A 19,629-nucleotide genomic window follows, 5' to 3' on the forward strand; every position below is an offset into this window, starting at 1 on the left:
ATGACAAAGATTAAAGTGGGCCGTATAGATTTTCTGAATATTTTACCGATTTATCATTATTTCGATCAGATGAAACCAGAGAATGTAGAAGTAGTGAATAAAGTTCCGGCTGTATTAAATGAATTATTAGCAAAAGGAGAAATTGATGTTGGGCCAATTTCATCTTTTGCATATGCTCAAAATGCAAGCGAATATTTATTATTACCTAATTTATCTGTTTCTTCCTATGGGAAAGTTCGTTCTATTTTTCTCATTTCAAAGAAGCCTATAGATCTATTACAGGATTCAAATATAGCTTTAACTAACACATCAGCTACATCCATTCATCTCTTGAAAATAATTCTAGAAAAGTATTATCATATCGATGCGAACTATGACGTAATGTTACCAAACTTAACTAACATGCTAGAATATCATGATGCTTCTCTTTTAATCGGGGACGATGCGTTTGTTGACGAACAAGTAATATTAGACAATAATCTGTTCATATACGACCTTGGTGAGTTATGGAGACAATTAACAGGGTTAAGTATGACTTTTGCTGTATGGGCAGTTCGAAAAAGTTCTATAGAAAAGTTTAGGGAGTCACTTTTAGATGTTTATCACGCATTCATTGATTGTAAGCAATTAGGAAAAGAAGACTTAAATACAATTATAGATATTGCAAATAAGAAATTCGAACGTGGACACCAATTCTGGAAAAACTATTATGAAGGCTTAATTTATGATTTTGACCAACCTATGATCGATAGCCTGAATAAATTTTTCTATGATGCATTTGAGTGCGGTTATCTACCAGAACCAGTGGAAGTAGAAGTCTGGAGGGAAGCAAATGAATCCAATCGATGAAATTTTACATAAAGCACTACAGATGCAGCGAGTTACGAATCTCGAGGCAGAACAATTATTTGATTCTGGTGACTTACTAGATTTAGGATTTGTAGCAAGAAAGAATATGCAACATAGAAATAAGGACGGTATTATAACCTTTGTCATTGATAGGAACATAAATTATACTAACATATGTGATACGAAGTGTAAGTTTTGTGCTTTTTATAAAACAGAGCAAGATACTGAAGGGTACGTACTTTCTTATGAACAAATTTATGAGAAAATTGAGGAAACAATCGCCCATGGTGGCACACAGATTTTGATGCAAGGTGGCACTCATCCCACCTTACCCTTTGAATACTATTTAGAATTAATCAGAAACATTAAAGAAAAATACCCAGTCATTCATATTCATTCTTTTTCACCGCCAGAAATTTGGCACTTCTCTAAGATTTCTGGTTTGACATTGGAGAAAGTAATAAGTGAGTTAAAAGCTTATGGTCTAGATTCGATTCCTGGTGGCGGTGCAGAGATACTTGTAGATCGTGTAAGAAAAAGAGTCAGTCCCAATAAAATTAGTGCGGATCAATGGATTGAAGTGATGCGTGTTGCTCACCATCTTGGAATGAAATCTACAGCAACGATGGTGTTTGGTCTAGGTGAGACTTACCAAGAGAGGATAGAACATTTTCAAAGGATACGTGACTTACAGGATGAAACGGGAGGATTCACAGCATTTATTCCTTGGAGTTTTCAGCCGAATTTTACGGAGTTAGGTGGTAAAGCATCCACTTCGTATGATTACTTAAGGACGCTGGCTATTTCAAGAATTTATCTCGATAATGTGCCGAACATACAAGCTTCTTGGGTAACCCAAGGTGGTAAAATGGCACAAATTGCATTATACTTTGGTGGTAATGATTTTGGAGGTACAATGTTAGAGGAAAATGTAGTACGGGCAGCTGGCACACAAAATAAAGTTCCTTTACAGGAAATCTTAACGCTTATTAAAGATACAGGATATACTCCAGCAAAACGTAACACAAAATACGAAATCATTGAGACCTACTAAGGTGGAAAAATATGAAACTAGTGAACTTATACAATAAGCTAAGACCAGAATTAATAAAAATCGAGAATCAACTCCAAAAGGAAGTCGATTCTGATCATTTGTTGCTAAAACAAACAGCGCAGCATTTATTAGAAGCTGGCGGTAAAAGGATCCGCCCTATTTTTGTGCTGCTAGCAGGAAAATTCGGGAACTATGATTTTGATAAGCTTAGCAAGGTAGCTATCACTTTAGAACTGATTCATATGGCTTCTTTAGTACATGATGATGTGATAGATAATGCAGATACAAGAAGAGGATACCCTACAGTGAAAGCGCAATGGGATAATCTTACGGCCATGTACACAGGCGATTATATCCTAGCGCGGTCACTAATCTTGATTTCTCAATTTGACAATCAAGAAATACACAAGATTTTGTCAAAAGCAATTGTACAGATGGTAGAGGGTGAAATTGAGCAAATTAGAGATTTTTATAACGTTGATCAAGATTTACCTAACTATCTAAAAAGAATTAAGCGGAAAACTGCCCTACTAATTTCAGTGAGCTGTCAGCTTGGGGCTTTGGCAGTGGATACGCCAAGACAACATATCATTAATATTAAAAGGTTCGGTTATAATGTAGGTATGGCATTTCAAATTACTGATGATATTTTAGATTTTACGGCAACGAGTGAACAGTTAGGAAAACCAGCAGGTAGCGACTTAAAGCAAGGAAATATTACTTTGCCTGTAATCTATGCTTTACAACAGAAAGAAAATCCTATGCTAGCTAAAGAGTTAAGGAATCTAATTGCTTCACCTAAGTTAGCAAACAATATAGAACATGCGATACAACTTGTAAAACAAAGTGGAGGATTAGAATTCTCTACGAAATTAAGCGATCAATACTTAGCAAAAGCTTTTGATGTACTACAAGAACTTCCAGATATACCTGCAAGAAAACACATGTATGACATAGCTGCTTTTATAGGCAAGAGAGATTATTAGAATTGTAAGTTGCATAAACTCTGGGTTTTTGGTAGGATGTTTTTTGTTGAGTCAATTATTAATTAGAGATAATGGAGGATTTAAAAGATGGAAAGAACTTTTGTAATGGTAAAACCAGATGGCGTTCAAAGATGCATTGTTGGTGAGGTTGTAAGTAGATTTGAGAAAAAAGGTTTTAAAATTGTAGGTGCTAAATTATTACAAGTATCGAAGGAACTAGCTGAAGAGCATTACGAGCAACATAAAGAGCGTCCTTTCTTTGGCGAATTAGTTGACTTTATTACTTCAAGCCCAGTTTTTGCAATGGTATTAGAAGGGAATAATGTTGTTACATCTGCTAGAACAATGATGGGTGCAACGAATCCTAAGGACTCTGCTCCTGGTACTATTCGTGGAGACTATGCTGTTAATATTGGTATGAACATTATTCATGGTTCTGATTCACTAGAGAGCGCTGAGCGCGAAATTAACCTATGGTTCAAAAATGAAGAACTAACTCAATATGATGTAACAGTTAGCAAGTGGATTTAATATTTTACATAGTTGCATAAAACTACAAGTAGTGTGTTTCCGCTATTTGTAGTTTTTTTTATTCTTATCCCTTATAATTAGGTATATGGATTTTAAATTTTGTAAAAAGCACGAAGGCGAGGTTTTTTATGAAGCAACCGATATCGAATAAAAGAAACTTGGCTAAAATAGTGGTGACTATTCTCTTTGTTTGTGCATGGACAGCTGGAGGGCTATATTACTTTCTTGACGATACCACTCATCTCTCAAGTCATATAATAGACGAACCTGAAACTCCATCGAATCTAGAAGATGTAACAAGTCAAGAACTTGATTTACAACCCTATGCGATTGTTACAATTGATTCTTACTCTAGTGTGGAATTAACGATTAATAAAGACTATCAAATACTATCGGCATTAGGTCTAAATGAACATGGAAAATCACTCGTCCTTGCAATAAGTGTTCTAGGAAATCCTTTCGAAAATGCTTTGCAGCAAATTTTAGATTACAATAAGGCAAATCATTTATCGCTACCTGCGAGTGATCTCGTTGCTACAGTGTATTTTGTTAATGAACGGAATGGCTATTCTGACATTGAGAGTCATATCTTAGATGTATTTAAACAACGTATCAACATAGAAAATATATACGTAATTGAAGTAAATGAAGCTATTATACAAGGGGCAAAAAAAAATCATGTATCTCCTAGTAAATTTGCTTTCAATTTATTACAAAAGAGGCAGTTAGATGATTCGCAACAATATAATCTTGAAAAAATAGTAGAACAAGCAGAAGTAAATAAGGCATCAAATGCCTCAAATAAAGAATCAATAACAGTTAAAAAATATAAAATTGAAGCTCCTAAGGCACCATTAGTGCCTACGATTCCTAAAATTGATGAAATATCCATTAAATAAAAAAATAACTTCAGTGTTTTTTAGTTGAAGTTATTTTTTTCTTCTTATGAAATTTAACTTTCCAATTGCTATTTTAATGCGTTCGAAATAGATTACACGATATCTCTTAAGGAAGAAATATAAGATTAAGTAAATAGCACCACCAAAGAATATACAATTAATCATTGCTCCCACAAAAAAAGATGTCCCAGGATTGATTGTATGAATTAAAGTTTCGTCAAGCTCATCATAGGTCTGTAATGGTGCGTTTATGTTTAATATAAAATTCCCAACAGAGAAATTCAAATAAAATAAAAATGCCCAAAAAAATGTTAATGATGCGCCACCAATTAAGCCTGCTATTGGATTTCCACCGAATATTCTAGCAAATACTGGAGATATTAAAACTCCGAAACCAAATGTTGGGAAAAAATTCACTATCATTCCTAGGGAGAATCCCCTAGCAATTTTTTCATCGCTACCTTTAATACGTAGCAACCGGATAGCATAATATAAGTAAAACTTCTTCATCCATTGTAGCATCCGTTGATTTTCTCCCCAAACCAATCATTAGTAAATACACATTTATAGTAACACATAATGTATTGAATTGAAATAATATAATGATAGTATATTTTAAGCTACTTTCTTTTTTTTAGAAAATATCCTAGAATAGAGTAAGTACATATTATTTTTTGAAGGGAAGAATTCTATGCGATACGTGTCTCTTGATACAGTCGAGCCTGGTCATGTTTTGGCACGTAGTATCTATGCCAGTGACAGCAGAACTTTATTACAACAAGGTGTACATTTGACAGTTGGTATGATTAATCAATTGCGACGCGTTGGCGTACAAATGATATATATTGAAAGCAAGTATACGGATGATGTGAAAATAGAAGATGTTGTTTCTGAAGAAACACGACGTCAAGCGATGTCAAATCTAGCGTCTGCTGTCCAATGCGTTCAAGGTGGAAAAGAAATTAATGTAAAAGATATCAATAATACGGTGAACAACATCATTGACGAAATATTGAAAAATAAAGAAGTCTTACTTCATTTATCCGATATTAGAACGGAAGATAATGAGCTATTCGTACACTCGCAAAACGTGTGTATTATGTCTATTCTTATTGGCATTAAATTAGGTCTCACGCAAACACAACTTAAAGATCTTGCAATGGGCGCAATCTTGCACGATATTGGGAAAGTAGTGAAAGACCAGGCAGGTACTCAAGATAAGAAAAAAATTCCTTCCTACGCATCCAAAGATGATGATCATACATGGAAAGGGTTTAATTTATTAAGAAAAAGGCACGATATCACCACTGTAGCAGCCCATATACCTTTACAACATCATGAACATATAGATGGAACGGGTTTCCCTAGAGGTATAGAGGGGGCAGAAATTCAACCTTTAGCAAAAATTGTAGCAGTGGCTAATCACTTTGATAACTTAATCTCTAATATTGCAGGAAATGAGATGTTACTTCCTCATGAGGCATGCGAGATTATCATGGGGTATACGAATTCAAGATTTGATCACAAGGTAGTAGTTAAATTTCTTGAAAGTGTAGCTTTGTATCCTACGGGATCATCTGTGTTACTGAGTACAGGAGATGCTGGAATTGTAATTAACCAGCACAATGGTCTGCCAGCTCGACCTATTGTCAGGGTAATTCGAAAATATAGTCAAGAGGATCAAGATCCTGAGATTTTTGAAATAGATTTAGCAAAAGAAACGACAATTTTTATCAAAAGGGTCTTAGCATAGTTTCAGAGATTATTATGAATGATATAGGGAGAGGTAAATAAAAATGGATGATTTTAAGGATTTTATATCTAAAGTATTTAAAAAGACCGGCTTAGATTTAGCTCAATACAAAGAACCACAAATGAAACGCAGATTAACATCGCTATACTTAAAACATGGACATAAAAACTTTAATGAATTCTTTCAAGCAATAGACAAAGATCGTAAACTGTACGATGAGTTTTTAGATCGCATGACAATTAACGTATCGGAGTTTTTCAGAAACTCCAATCGTTGGCAAATTTTACAGGACAAGATTCTACCAAGAATTATTAAGGATAATCGAAGGCCAAAGGTCTGGAGCGCAGCATGTTCTACTGGAGAAGAACCATATACACTAGCGATCATTTTATCAGAGCTTTTACCGCAGAGTCAGGTACAGGTAATAGCGACGGACATTGATGAAACAGCTATTAGTAAGGCTAAAGAAGGAATTTATGTAAAAAGGTCTTTACAAGAAGTGCCACCACATATTGTCAAAAAGTATTTTAGTGAGACGGCAAAAGGATATGCCATAAGTGATGACATAAAAAAATTAGTCACTTTTAAAAAACATAACCTTCTCGCGGATAAATTTGATACAAATTATGATCTAATCGTCTGTAGAAATGTAATGATATATTTTACCGATGAAGCAAAGCATGAGCTATATATGAAATTTAGTGGTGCACTAAAGAATGAAGGAGTATTATTTGTAGGAAGTACAGAGCAGATTTTTAATCCGCAGACTTATAATTTTAAAGCTCTTGATACCTTCTTTTACGAAAAATATTAGGAGTCACAACAAATTTACAATCGCTAGGCAATAGATATGTGCTTTTTACTAGTACGTATCTATTTTTTTGTATAGAATATAGATAATGCATTTACTTGGAGGTAGGTACTATGGGGGATTATAAAAAATATTTATTACAAATTCCAATATTCTCAGAGTTAACTGAAGAAGGGCTTTCGGAAATCAGTGAACTAGTATTAGTTCGTAAGTATAAAAAAAGACAAATTATGTTTGTTGAAGGGGAACCAGGGGAAGCGATTCATTTTGTGATTAATGGCAAGGTAAAATTATCAAAAAGCACAGCAGATGGTAGAGAACTGATTTTAGGAATACGACAATCAGGCGATACATTTGCAGAAGTTGTATTATTTGATGGTGGAACGTACCCCGCAACTGCGGAGGCAATTGAAGATTCTGAGGCAGGGCTAATTCGTAACAAGGATATCGATCAGTTAGTTAGGAATAATTCATCAATTGCAATCGCCCTTATTAAGACAATGAGCAGAAGATTGCGTTTATTTCAGCAACAAATGCGCGATCTGGCTTTAAAAGATACATTAGGAAGTATGGTTAGTACGCTACAGAGACTTGCTAAAGAGCATGGCATTGATACTCCTGAAGGGCTTTTAATCGATTTATCACTAACTCACCAAGAGTTAGCAAATTTTATAGGAACTTCTCGTGAAAGTGTGAATCGACTGCTCAGTGATCTGAAAAAAAGTAATGTCATTTCTGTAGACAAAGGGAAAATAATGATTATCGATATGAAAAAATTAAAAGAATGGGCATGATAGTATACATAGATATGTAAAGATAGTGATAAGTATTTTTGATGAGTATTGGTTCTAAGGGGGATTGTATGAAGACGAAGGATTTACTAAAGCGAATAACAGAATTAACAGGTGTATCAGGTTACGAACACCAGGTTCAGAAATTTGTTATTGAAGAACTCCATAAATATACTACAGATATAAAGACAGATGTTTTAGGAAATGTAATTGCAATGATTCCTGGCGAGGGAACTGGAAAAAAACCATCAGTTATGGTAGCAGCTCATGCCGATGAAATAGGCTTCATGATTACCAAAATAGAAAAAGGCGGGTTTGTAAGAGTCACCTCAGTTGGAGGCATAGACCCACGTACTGTGATTGCGCAGGAAGTTATCGTCCATGGGAAAGAGGATTTGCTAGGTATATTTGGAGCGAAGCCCCCCCACCTATTAAGTCCTGACGATTCTAAAAAAGCAATACCTTTAGATGAACTCTTTATTGATTTAGGTATGACAGAAGAGCAAGTGAAAGCATTGGTAAGAATTGGTGATACAGCTACAATTAAACGCTCAACTACATCGTTATTAGGAAAACACATATCAGGTAAAGCGATGGATGACAGAGCTGGACTTGTCGTTTTATTTGAAATGCTAAAAGAATTGAAGAAAATTAGATTTCAATGTGACGTATACTTTGTGTCTACAATTCAAGAAGAAGTAGGAGTTAGGGGAGCTATGACAAGTACCTACGGCATTGTACCGGATGTAGGAATTGCTGTAGATGTGTGCCATGGAGAGATGCCTGGAGTACCCTCGGATGTAGCCTTTGAATTAGGAAAAGGACCAGTGATCGCTTATGGTCCGAATATTCATAATAAAGTCTATCACGTACTAGTGAACGCTGCTAAAGAAGAGAACATCCCTTATCAGATAGAAGTTTCTCAGGGACCGACAGGAACTGATGCTCGAGCCATGCAGATCACCAGGTCAGGTGTAGCAACTGGCTTACTATCTATACCATTACGATATATGCACACATCAGTGGAGACATTATCCTTAAAAGATGTATCTAATGGGGGGAAGCTGTTAGCAAAAACGATTCAAAGAATAGATTCTTCATTTGTGGAGGGATTGACATGTTATTAAAAAAACTCACAGAAGCAAATGGAGTGTCAGGTTGCGAAGACGAAGTCAGACAATTGATTATTGATGAAATTAAACCGTATGCCGATGAAATCGAAATCGATGTGTTAGGAAATATCATTGCGAAAAAGAATACAACATTACCAGGGCCTAAACTTATGCTAGCTGCACATATGGACGAAGTAGGATTGATGATTGTCAGTATAGAGAAAAATGGGTTGTTAAAATTTCGACCTGTAGGTGGGATTGACAGTCGCATATTGGTTTCCAAACCAGTCCATATTGGCAAAGAGAAAATTTACGGAGTAATAGGTGCGAAAGCAATACACTTACAATCCCCTAATGAACGGACCATTCCGTTAACGATAGAACAGCTATATATTGATATTGGCGCGAAAACAAAAGAAGAAGCAGAAACGAAAGTGAACATAGGTGATTATGTAGCATTTATTTCTGATTATCAGAAAATGGGAGTAGATTGCGCAAAAGGTAAAGCATTTGATGATCGTGTTGGATGTGCTGCGCTGATTGAAATATTAAAACAAAGATATGATATCCCTCTATATACAGTGTTTACTGTCCAAGAAGAGGTGGGATTACGTGGTGCAACCGTTGCAACCTATTCCATAAAACCAGATATTGCAATAGTTTTAGAGGGTACTACTGCATCAGATGTGATTGGTACTAAGGAAGATCAATATATTACACAATTAGGAAAAGGGCCTGCAATATCTGTCATGGATCGTAGTACAATTGCGAATCCAATGTTTACAAAATTTATCCTACAAGTAGCACATCAATATAGCATTCCTGTACAGATACGTGAAGGAGCTACAGGTGGAAACGATGCAGGGAAAATACACATCACAAATGAAGGTGTTTTGACAGCTGTTATCTCTCTTCCTATTCGATATATTCATTCACCAAATTCAATGATTCACTTACAAGATTATAAGAATTATTTAGAGTTGACGAATCGCTGTATAGAAGAGATAGCAAAAGGAGGACTTATATAATGAAAGAAACGTTAAAAAAACTGGTTGAAGCCTATGGACCTCCAGGCAACGAAATAAATGTACGAAACATTATAATTTCTGAAATTGAAGATTATATAGACGATTTAAAAATAGATGTTCTTGGTAATATAATAGCTCTAAAAAAAGGGAATCCCAATGGAAAGAAAATGATGTTTGCAGCTCATATGGATGAAATCGGTTTAATGGTAACTCACATTGATAAAGATGGTTTTTTACGGTTCGCCGTAATGGGTGGAGTCAAGGTTCATAATCTCGTTGGCGAGCGAGTTCAATTTGCGAATGGCATTCTAGGTGTCATTGGTGTAGAATCACTCAAAAGCTGGAAGGATATTGATGTTTATAAATTATTTATCGATATTGGAGTAAAGAGTCGAGAAGAAGCACAAAAAAAAGTAAGTGTCGGCAATTCATGTGGTGTGAATCGTGATTTCTTAGCATTAGAAGATCGTATTGTTGCTAAATCATTGGATGATCGAATTGGTTGCTTAATTCAAATTCAAATGCTAAAACAGATGAAAAGTATTGTTCCCTCACATGACGTATATTTCGTATTTACTGTGCAAGAAGAAGTAGGATTAAGAGGGGCTAAAACAGCAGCTTATGGAGTATATCCAGATATTGCAATAGCAATCGATGTAACAATCGCAGGAGATACACCAGAGCCACCTAAGGTAGATTTATATCTAGGCAAAGGCCCAGCGATAAAAATTAAGGATGTAAGCATGATAACGAATCAAGTAGTAAAAGATTTTATGATTGATACATCAGAGAAATACAAGATACCTTATCAATTAGAAGTTTTACCATATGGTGGGACAGATGCAGGTGCTATTCATTTAACGAAAGATGGTGTGCCTTCAGGATGCATCTCCATTCCTTGCCGATATGTACACAGTCCATCTGAAATGGTTGATTTACATGATGTTCATTATGCGATACAATTGGGGTTAAAATTAATAGAGAGTTACAAATAGTATAGTTTATAGTATTCGTAACTATTGTAGGTGGGGGTATGAATATGGGAATACGATATTTATCATCAGGGGAATCCCATGGTCCAGAACTAACAGCAATCATTGATGGGTTTCCTGCAAATGTAAAAATTGATTTAGAGACAGTTAACTTCCACCTGTCTAGAAGACAAAAGGGACACGGTCGTGGCGGTCGCATGAAAATAGAGAAGGATCAAGCGCAAATTGTCGCAGGTGTACGTTTTAGTCACACGACCGGGGCTCCTATATGTATCAAAGTGAATAATAACGACTGGGTGAATTGGGAGAAAAAAATGGCCCATTTCGGAGACGACTTTAATGACGTAGAAGTGATTACAAAACCACGTCCTGGACACGCTGATTTAACTGGGGCGATGAAGTACCAGCAAAGAGATATCCGTAATATACTTGAAAGAGCCTCAGCGAGGGAGACAACGATTAGAGTTGCGATTGGCGCTTTTGTGAGGCAATTACTAGAAGGGTTTGGAGTGCAAATATATAGTCATGTATTACAAATCGGTCGTACAAAAGTAGGCCAGCCTGTAAGGCCTTTTGAAGTAACGAGTTCAGAAGATTGGAAAAATCGGATTGAAGAATCGCCTGTACGGTGTTACGATCAAACAATAGCTGATCAAATGATGCAGGAAATTGATTCAGTTAAGCAACAAGGTGACTCAGTTGGTGGGATTGTTGAAATAGTAGTTACAGGACTACCTATCGGTCTTGGCAGCTATGTTCACTGGGAACACAAGCTAGATAGTAAATTAGCAAGTGCAATTTTAAGCGTTCAGGCAATTAAAGGAGTAGAATTTGGTTTAGGCTTTGATACAGCAGAACACTATGGTTCTGAAGTTCATGATCCAATTTATTATCAAAACCAGCAAGGATTTTATAGGGATACAAATCGTGCCGGCGGTATTGAAGGTGGCATGACCAATGGAGAGCCAGTAATTATTCGTGCAGTTATGAAGCCGATTCCAACATTATATAAGCCTTTGCAAAGTGTTGATATCAATTCTAAAGCAGTGTTTGAAGCGAGTATTGAACGATCCGACTCTTGTGCAGTACCTGCAGCAGCAGTAGTATTAGAAAATGTAGTAGCTTGGGAGCTGGCAAATGCATTTATTGAAAAATTCTCTGGGAACTCCATAGAGGAGATCAAATTACAATTCGATGCATACCAAAAATTAATTGATCAATATTAGGGGATTTAGGGAGAGAAAGAATGTGTCTGTATATCATAAGATTCAATTAGAAACGAACACTGCTAGTTATCATATTAGTTTTGGGAGCGGCCTACTACAGTCAATAGGTCAATGCATTACTGATTTATTTGATTTTCTACCTACGAAAGTCATAGTTCTTAGTGATGATAAGGTGGCACCTTTATATGGTCAAACAGTATGCACATCAGTTCAAACTGTTGTCCCCGACACAAAAATTTTTGTCGTGCAACATGGAGAACAATCGAAGTCATTAACTGTTTATGATCAAGTTGTAGGATATATGCTTGAGAATAACTTTGATCGTAAATCGCTAGTCATTGCATTAGGTGGAGGAGTTGTTGGTGATCTGGCAGGATTTGTAGCAGCTACATACATGCGCGGTATACCCTTCATTCAAGTACCTACTACGATATTAGCACATGATAGTAGTGTAGGGGGCAAAGTTGCAATCAATCATCCCCTTGGAAAAAACACAATCGGCGCGTTCTACCAACCGAAAGCTGTGATATACGATGTTGATACATTAAAAACTTTACCGAAGGAACAATTAGATAGCGGCATTGCTGAAGTAGTAAAACATGGTCATATTCATTCTCCTGAATTAATTGATTGGTTAATGGAAAATTATTATAAAATTGATCAACTTAATCAAGCAACATTAGCAGATATGTTGTATCGTTCTTGTCTAGTGAAAGCAAATATTGTGTCACAGGACGAGCGTGAGCAAGGAATTCGTGCATATTTGAACTTCGGACATACAATTGGTCATAGTATAGAAAGTGCGCTTGGTTACGGTAATATCCCACACGGTATTGCAGTGGCTATTGGCATGGTTACGGCAGCTATAATTGGATATCAGAAGGGGATTACGCCTAAACATGTTTTGGATCAAGTGATTTCAGTGAATAAGTTTTTGGGGTTACCAATGCGTTTACCTAAGGAAGTAACATATGATAAAATTTTACAATATATTCAGTATGACAAGAAAAATGTTGGTGGATTTTTAACATTTGTCTTATTGAAAGATATTGGTGCACCAGAAATATTCAAAGGAATTACCAAAGAAGAGGTTTTGGATGCCCTATATTATCAGTTAAATATAGCTCTGGATGTAACGAAAGGTTAGTAAAACAAAAAAACATTGCACATTTTGTTAATACGTGTTAGAATTTTTGTTATATATATGAAATTATTGAATGAAAAATAGTTGAGTATTAGTCCTTAAGTAAGAGTTTTTTAGTGAATAATATAGTAGAGCAATTTAGAGTAGAGTTTAGAGGTTTTTAGCTGAGGCAAGATAATATTGGCATTACACCATAGTTAGAGTTTAGTAGAGTTGAGCAGAGACGAGTTTAGGTGAGCAGAGCGTAATGTTGTATTACGTATATTTCTGCATATCAAGTGTCTCGTAGGAGGCACTTTTTTATTTATAGCATTATGTTACATTATGTAATGCTCTCCTTTACTATTTTTGCTCTCCATTTTGAAAGGAGAGATCCCCAATGTACCCATCTTTTCAAACATTTTGCGAATTTGCAAAAGACTATCAAATGATTCCTATTCAAAAAGAGTATATTGCTGACTTTGAAACACCCATCAGTATTTTTAATAAAATTGTACATGAGAAAAATGTCTTTTTATTAGAAAGTGTCGAAGGTGGTGAAAAGTGGGCTAGATATTCCTTCATTGGTAAGAACCCATTTCTTATTGCCACAATTCATAATCAACAACTAATTTTAAAAGGTACGATTAATCAAGAAATAAAAACGTTACAACCTTTAGACGAATTAGAAAGAATTCTTTCTGATTATAAGAGTCCAATGATTCATGGGATGCCACCTTTTACAGGGGGAGCGGTAGGTTTTTTTGCTTATGACATAATCCAATATTTTGAGAAAATCCCTAAAAAATCAGGCGTTCATAATACACCAGAAGCATGTTTCTTATTATGTGATGAAATTATCGTTTACGACCATAAACTCCAAAAAATGATTATAATAGCAAATATAAATATTGATCGTACAACAGAGTTATCTAAGGAAAAGTTAAAAGAATTATACATGCTAGCTGAGCAAAGAATTGATCATCTGTACAGTCAATTAAAGAGTAATACACCACAAAAATCGGTTACAGAAAAGGTATTGAAAGATAAGATTCCTGCATTTAGATACCGAGTACAAAGTGATACGTCCAAGGATGAATTTTTCGCGATGGTAGATCAAGCGAAAGAATATATCAAATCAGGCGATATCTTTCAGGTTGTATTATCACAAAAATGGTCTATCGATACACTTGCAACTCCATTTGAGACTTATCGAATCCTAAGAACATTAAATCCTTCACCATATATGTATTACCTTGATATTGAAGGGATTCAGGTAGTAGGCACATCCCCAGAATTGTTGGTACGAGTAGCGGATAAGAAAATTGAGACGAAGCCAATCGCAGGCACAAGACCAAGGGGAAGAACTGAAAGTGAAGACTTAGAGCTTGAGCAAAATCTTTTAAATGATAAGAAAGAGTGTTCGGAACATTTAATGTTAGTTGACTTAGGAAGAAATGACGCAGGTAGAGTATCGGAATATGGTAGCGTTAAAGTAACGCAATTTATGGAAATAGAGCGCTATTCCCATGTAATGCATATCGTATCTAATGTTCAAGGTCAATTACGAGATGGCTTAACTCCCTTTGATGCATTAAAAGGATGTTTCCCAGCAGGAACAGTGTCTGGTGCACCTAAGGTGCGGGCAATGGAGATTATAGCAGAATTGGAGAAACAAAGCCGTGGTCTTTATGCAGGAGCCATTGGATATATAGGATTCTCAGGTAATTTCGATAGCTGTATTACAATACGAACAATAATTTTTGAGAATGGAAAGGCCTACTTGCAGGCTGGAGCAGGTATTGTATATGACTCAATACCAGAGATGGAATACCAAGAAACTATTAACAAAGCAAAAGCACTTATGAGTGCTATTGAACATGCAGAAGAGGTCTTTCACATTGAAGAGAAGGGGGATTTATATGCTTAATCTATATCTAGAGAGGATTAAGAGCGGTAAAGATCTCACAGAGGTTGAGGCCCAATCTGCACTTTCTCACATCATGGAAGGCAAAGCGACAGAACAAGAGATAGAAGATTTGTTAATTAATTTATCATCTAAAGGTGAAAGTATAGAAGAAATTATAGGTTTTGCTAGAGCCATGCGTCAATATTCAATAAAGGTAGATTTAGGAACTACAGAGCTTCTTGATACATGCGGTACTGGAGGAGACGGTGGTAAAATATTTAACGTTTCAACTGCAGTAGCGATTATAGCAGCAGCCGCTGGAGTTGCCGTAGCAAAACACGGGAATCGTGCAATATCAGGGAAAAGTGGTAGCATTGACGTTCTAGAGCAACTTGGTATCGCCATCGACCTGGATGTTGCGGAGTTAAAGACTATCTTTATGCAGACAAATTTAGCTTTTTTATTTGCTTTGCATCATCATCCAGCTATGAAATATGTAGGACCAGTAAGAAAAAAACTAAAAAAACGAACCATTTTTAACATGTTAGGACCGATAACGAACCCTGCAGGTGCAAACTATCAATTAATAGGAGTATATAGTGAAGAATTAACTGATAAAATTGCAACTGCGTTACTTAAGCTTGGTTGTAGAAAAGGGCTAATCGTTCACAGTTATTCTGGTCTAGATGAGCTTAGCATTGATGGCCCGACTAAAGTAACTGAAATTAATAACGGAAATCTGAGCAGCTTTAATATAGAGCCAACGCAGGTGGGTCTACAACAATCCCTGCTACATGAAATCTCAGGGGGTACGCCAGAAGAAAACGCTAATATAATTCGCAAAATATTAGAAGGTGAAAAAGGGCCAAACCGTGATATAGTATTATTCAATGCAGGTGCGGCCTTGTATACATCAAACCATAGCACTTCCATAGAAGCGGGAGTAGAACTCGCAGCTAGAATTATTGATGAAGGCATTGCCTGGACCAAATTAAATCAATATATACAGATATCAAATGAACTTGTAATGAATAGGGGGGCGCAACATGATATTAGATAAAATAGTAGAACAAAAGAAACTTGAAGTAGAGGCATTAAAAGAGTTGTACCAAGGTAAAAATTATCAAAAACTTTTGACAGAAGTATTACCTGTTCGAAACTTTTATCAAAACCTAAAAGAACATAGTAGAACATATCCTCTAGCAATCATTGCAGAAGTAAAAAAAGCATCACCATCCAAAGGAATCATCAAAGAAGATTTTGATCCCATTCGTACTGCCAATGAATATGCAAGTAATGCTGTAGCGGCAATCTCAGTTTTAACTGATAGTGAATTTTTCAAAGGGAGTTTTGAATATTTAAAAGCCATTCGATCAGAAGTGAATCTGCCATTATTATGCAAAGATTTTATTATTAGCCCCTATCAGATTATTCATGCAAGAAAACACGGTGCAGATGCCATTCTCTTAATTGCCAAAATATTAGAAAAGGAAGACATTCAATCTTTATATCAGTTTGCAACTGATTTGGGCATGGATTGCTTAATAGAAATACACGATGGTAATGATTTGGATAAAGCACTTACCTTAGATGCTAAAATTATCGGAATCAATAACAGAGATTTAGATACATTTGAGACACATTTAAGAAACACTGAAAAGTGGATAAAGCACATACCACAGCATATTATCAAGATTAGTGAAAGTGGAATTGATTCTAAGCAAGACAGTCAAACTGTTCGAAAATATGGTGCCAATGGAATATTAGTTGGAGAATCGTTAATGAGATCCAACTCTATCGCTAATAAAATCAAGGAGCTTCGGTTAGAGGAGCTGATGCTCAATGCTTAAAGTGAAAATATGTGGAATCAATGATAAACATATTTTTGAATTCTTAATTCAAGAACAAAAGATACATTATCTAGGAATGATCTTTGCAGAAAGTAAGCGTAAAGTTACAATGGAATTGTTAAGTGAGTTTGCTCAATCACTGCCAATCGATAAAGAAAATAGCAATATAAATACAAAGTTCGTAGCGGTTTTTATGAATCAGAGCTTGGATGAAGTAGAGTTTGCTCTAAACGCATTTCCATTCGATATGATTCAATTACATGGAGAAGAAACCGTTGGTTACTGCAAAAAAATCAAAAAGATGTATCCGAATATACAAACCATAAAAACACTATCGATACCACACAACATCATTGATGAAAGTTTAATTATACAAGATTTACAGCGCAAAATTTCGTATTACAGAAATTGTGTCGATATGTTTTTACTTGATACCAAGATTGGAAATTTAGTCGGAGGGACAGGTGAAGTGTTCCCTTGGGATGTTGTGAAACCGCTCATAGATAATACGTATCGGGATTATCCTATAGGAATAGCAGGTGGACTTCATCCAGACAATGTAAGAAATCTAATGGAAACAATTGCACCTGATTTCATAGACGTTAATAGTGGTCTAGAAGTAGACGGCATAAAGAACAAAGATAAAATATTGCAATTAATGAACGTATTGGAGGGTGTCAATCGTGTCAAATAAAGATATGGATTCGAAACAAAGCAAACAAGGCAAACAAGGTCGTTTTGGAAAGTTTGGTGGACAGTTTGTTCCTGAAACTGTAATGTTTGCAGTGAGAGAGCTAGAAGAACAGTATAATCATTATAAATCAGATCCGGATTTTATAAAGGAATATCATTATCTTTTAGAGAATTATTCTGGTCGCAAAACACCACTGTACTTTGCTCAACGATTAAGTGAACAGTTAGGCGGAGCCAAAATATACCTAAAAAGAGAAGACTTGAATCACACGGGTGCTCATAAAATCAATAATACAATTGGTCAGGCTCTTTTAGCAAAGAAAATGGGGAAAACTAAAATAGTTGCTGAAACAGGTGCTGGGCAACATGGTGTAGCGACTGCGACGGTTTGTGCTTTATTAGGATTAGAATGCACTGTTTTTATGGGAGAAGAAGATGTACGCCGACAAAAACTTAATGTATTCCGTATGGAGCTATTAGGTGCTAAAGTTCAAGCTGTAACTTCTGGTACGAGAACCTTAAAAGACGCTACTAATGAGGCATTGCGATATTGGGTTGCTAATGTAGAAGATACTTTTTATATTATAGGATCCGTCGTTGGACCTCATCCATATCCAACGATTGTACGTGATTTTCAGAGAATTATAGGTGATGAGGCAAGGGAGCAGTTTTTGGCTCAAGAATCGAAACTTCCTGATTGTGTCGTTGCTTGCGTAGGTGGTGGCAGTAATGCAATAGGTATGTTTACGGCCTTTCTTGACGATCAACAGGTACAACTGATTGGTGTTGAAGCAGCTGGTGAAGGAATTGATACGGACCGCCATGCCGCTACGATGACGAAGGGAAGTATTGGAATCCTCCATGGAATGAAAACCTATTTATTACAAGATTCGTATGGACAGATTATCCCTGTTCATTCAATATCTGCAGGATTAGATTATCCAGGCATAGGACCAGAACACGCTCATTTAAAAGACATTCAAAGGGTTGAATATAAACCGATTACCGACCAGGAAGCACTAGATGCCTTTCAGCGTCTTTGTAAAACAGAAGGTATCATAGCTGCATTAGAAAGCTCCCATGCAGTAGCTGAAGCGATTAAACTTGCGCCATCTATGAAATCTGACCAAAGTATAATTATTTGCCTATCTGGAAGAGGAGATAAAGATGTGCATACAATTTTAGAGTATTTAGGGGGTGCACAAAATGAGTAAATTATTTGTTCCTTTTATCAGTGCTGGATATCCAACGATAGACACAACGAAAAATATTTTACTTGAATTTAACGATATGGGTCTTCCATATATAGAACTCGGTATCCCATATTCAGACCCAATTGCTGATGGTCCAGTGATACAAAAAGCAAGTGAAATCGCTTTGCAAAATGGCATAAATCTTTCCTGTATCTTTGATATGGTCAATGATATAAAAGAAATTATGACATCGAAATTGATTGTCTTTAGCTACTATAATCCATTATATGTGTTTGGGTTTGAGAAGTTTTGTCAGAAGTGCAAAGAAACTGGCATCTATGGAGTGTTAATACCGGACATTCCGACAGAAGAAGAGTCTGAAGTTATTGATTTATTAGAAGAATTCGGATTAGTACTTATACCACTCGTAACTCCAACTTCTAAAGATCGACTATCCTATATATTGCACAACAAAAAGCGAGGATTTGTTTATTGTGTATCCTCTTTGGGAGTAACTGGTGAACGTGCAAAATTCCATGTGAATTTAAAACAATTTATCGCTCAAGTTCGTGCCCATACGCAGCTTCCAATCGTCATTGGTTTTGGTGTTTCGAACCGAGAACAAGCTCGAGAGATGGCCGAGATGTCTGACGGTGTTGTCATAGGCAGTAAAATTATAAGTATTATAAAAGAAGCTTCTGAAAAGATTTTTCAAGAAGATTATGATAGATTCTCAAATGATGCAGCGAAAACGGTTGCTAAAGAAGTAAGAAAGCATGTTGAAAAACTTTGTCCCTATGTGTACAATAAGTAAAAAATAGCGCGCTAA

20 protein-coding genes are annotated in these 19,629 nt (G+C 35.9%); 19 read left to right on the top strand and 1 reads right to left on the bottom strand.

The window, feature by feature from the left end:
- From BHU72_RS07520 to BHU72_RS07540, 5 genes are all read left to right on the top strand, one after another.
- Positions 1-849, top strand: a complete 849-nt coding sequence (locus BHU72_RS07520) for a menaquinone biosynthesis protein (RefSeq protein WP_069701992.1) — start codon at positions 1-3, stop codon at positions 847-849.
- Complete coding sequence (gene mqnC / locus BHU72_RS07525) at positions 833-1,903, top strand: cyclic dehypoxanthinyl futalosine synthase (RefSeq protein WP_069701993.1); 1,071 nt, start codon at positions 833-835, stop codon at positions 1,901-1,903. Before BHU72_RS07520 ends, mqnC begins: the two co-directional genes overlap by 17 nt.
- 11 nt (positions 1,904-1,914) lie before the next feature.
- Entirely contained in the window at positions 1,915-2,889 is a 975-nt protein-coding gene (locus BHU72_RS07530; protein WP_069701994.1) for a polyprenyl synthetase family protein, read from the top strand.
- An 87-nt stretch (positions 2,890-2,976) separates the two neighbouring features.
- The gene (gene ndk, locus BHU72_RS07535; protein ID WP_069701995.1) at positions 2,977-3,420 is read left to right on the top strand and encodes a nucleoside-diphosphate kinase; all 444 of its coding nucleotides are present in this window, start codon (positions 2,977-2,979) and stop codon (positions 3,418-3,420) included.
- Positions 3,421-3,548: 128 nt separating this feature from the next.
- A complete protein-coding gene (locus BHU72_RS07540) occupies positions 3,549-4,319 on the top strand; it encodes an anti-sigma-I factor RsgI family protein (RefSeq protein ID WP_069701996.1) in 771 nt (256 codons plus the stop codon).
- 30 nt (positions 4,320-4,349) lie between these two features.
- On the opposite strand, the gene BHU72_RS07545 is transcribed toward BHU72_RS07540, so the two are convergent.
- Entirely contained in the window at positions 4,350-4,841 is a 492-nt protein-coding gene (locus BHU72_RS07545; RefSeq protein ID WP_069701997.1) for a DUF2062 domain-containing protein, read from the bottom strand.
- A gap of 169 nt (positions 4,842-5,010) precedes the next feature.
- Between BHU72_RS07545 and BHU72_RS07550 the strand changes: the two genes are divergently transcribed.
- The 14 genes from BHU72_RS07550 to trpA all read left to right on the top strand — a co-directional run bounded on the left by BHU72_RS07550 (position 5,011) and on the right by trpA (position 19,614).
- Positions 5,011-6,072: an HD-GYP domain-containing protein gene (locus BHU72_RS07550; RefSeq protein WP_069701998.1), complete on the top strand. Its 1,062-nt coding sequence runs from the start codon at positions 5,011-5,013 to the stop codon at positions 6,070-6,072.
- Between the two features lie 43 nt (positions 6,073-6,115).
- On the top strand, positions 6,116-6,886 hold the full coding sequence (locus tag BHU72_RS07555) for a CheR family methyltransferase (RefSeq protein WP_069701999.1): 771 nt from the start codon (positions 6,116-6,118) through the stop codon (positions 6,884-6,886).
- Positions 6,887-6,996: 110 nt separating this feature from the next.
- Positions 6,997-7,677 carry a Crp/Fnr family transcriptional regulator gene (locus BHU72_RS07560; RefSeq protein ID WP_069702000.1) on the top strand — a complete coding sequence of 227 codons (681 nt, stop codon included), beginning with the start codon at positions 6,997-6,999 and terminating at the stop codon, positions 7,675-7,677.
- Positions 7,678-7,745: 68 nt separating this feature from the next.
- Positions 7,746-8,801, top strand: coding sequence for a M42 family metallopeptidase (locus tag BHU72_RS07565; protein ID WP_069702001.1), 1,056 nt, complete (start codon positions 7,746-7,748; stop codon positions 8,799-8,801).
- Positions 8,792-9,814: a M42 family metallopeptidase gene (locus BHU72_RS07570; protein WP_069702002.1), complete on the top strand. Its 1,023-nt coding sequence runs from the start codon at positions 8,792-8,794 to the stop codon at positions 9,812-9,814. The genes BHU72_RS07565 and BHU72_RS07570 overlap by 10 nt, the downstream gene beginning before the upstream one ends.
- Positions 9,814-10,809, top strand: a complete 996-nt coding sequence (locus tag BHU72_RS07575) for a M42 family metallopeptidase (protein ID WP_069702003.1) — start codon at positions 9,814-9,816, stop codon at positions 10,807-10,809. The genes BHU72_RS07570 and BHU72_RS07575 overlap by 1 nt, the downstream gene beginning before the upstream one ends.
- Positions 10,810-10,859: 50 nt before the next feature.
- Positions 10,860-12,032: a chorismate synthase gene (gene aroC / locus BHU72_RS07580; protein WP_069702057.1), complete on the top strand. Its 1,173-nt coding sequence runs from the start codon at positions 10,860-10,862 to the stop codon at positions 12,030-12,032.
- Between the two features lie 22 nt (positions 12,033-12,054).
- A complete protein-coding gene (gene aroB / locus BHU72_RS07585) occupies positions 12,055-13,179 on the top strand; it encodes a 3-dehydroquinate synthase (protein ID WP_176720432.1) in 1,125 nt (374 codons plus the stop codon).
- Positions 13,180-13,555: 376 nt separating this feature from the next.
- Positions 13,556-15,085, top strand: coding sequence for an anthranilate synthase component I (gene trpE / locus BHU72_RS07590; RefSeq protein ID WP_069702004.1), 1,530 nt, complete (start codon positions 13,556-13,558; stop codon positions 15,083-15,085).
- Complete coding sequence (trpD, locus tag BHU72_RS07595) at positions 15,078-16,124, top strand: anthranilate phosphoribosyltransferase (RefSeq protein WP_069702005.1); 1,047 nt, start codon at positions 15,078-15,080, stop codon at positions 16,122-16,124. The genes trpE and trpD overlap by 8 nt, the downstream gene beginning before the upstream one ends.
- Positions 16,111-16,914: an indole-3-glycerol phosphate synthase TrpC gene (trpC, locus tag BHU72_RS07600; RefSeq protein ID WP_069702006.1), complete on the top strand. Its 804-nt coding sequence runs from the start codon at positions 16,111-16,113 to the stop codon at positions 16,912-16,914. The genes trpD and trpC overlap by 14 nt, the downstream gene beginning before the upstream one ends.
- Positions 16,907-17,608, top strand: a complete 702-nt coding sequence (locus tag BHU72_RS07605; RefSeq protein ID WP_069702007.1) for a phosphoribosylanthranilate isomerase — start codon at positions 16,907-16,909, stop codon at positions 17,606-17,608. The genes trpC and BHU72_RS07605 overlap by 8 nt, the downstream gene beginning before the upstream one ends.
- A gap of 4 nt (positions 17,609-17,612) precedes the next feature.
- The gene (trpB, locus tag BHU72_RS07610; protein ID WP_069702059.1) at positions 17,613-18,821 is read left to right on the top strand and encodes a tryptophan synthase subunit beta; all 1,209 of its coding nucleotides are present in this window, start codon (positions 17,613-17,615) and stop codon (positions 18,819-18,821) included.
- Complete coding sequence (trpA, locus tag BHU72_RS07615; RefSeq protein ID WP_069702008.1) at positions 18,814-19,614, top strand: tryptophan synthase subunit alpha; 801 nt, start codon at positions 18,814-18,816, stop codon at positions 19,612-19,614. The genes trpB and trpA overlap by 8 nt, the downstream gene beginning before the upstream one ends.
- Positions 19,615-19,629: the final 15 nt, after the last annotated feature.

This window comes from Desulfuribacillus stibiiarsenatis (genome assembly GCF_001742305.1).
GTDB classification, from domain to species: Bacteria; Bacillota; Bacilli; order Desulfuribacillales; family Desulfuribacillaceae; genus Desulfuribacillus_A; species Desulfuribacillus_A stibiiarsenatis.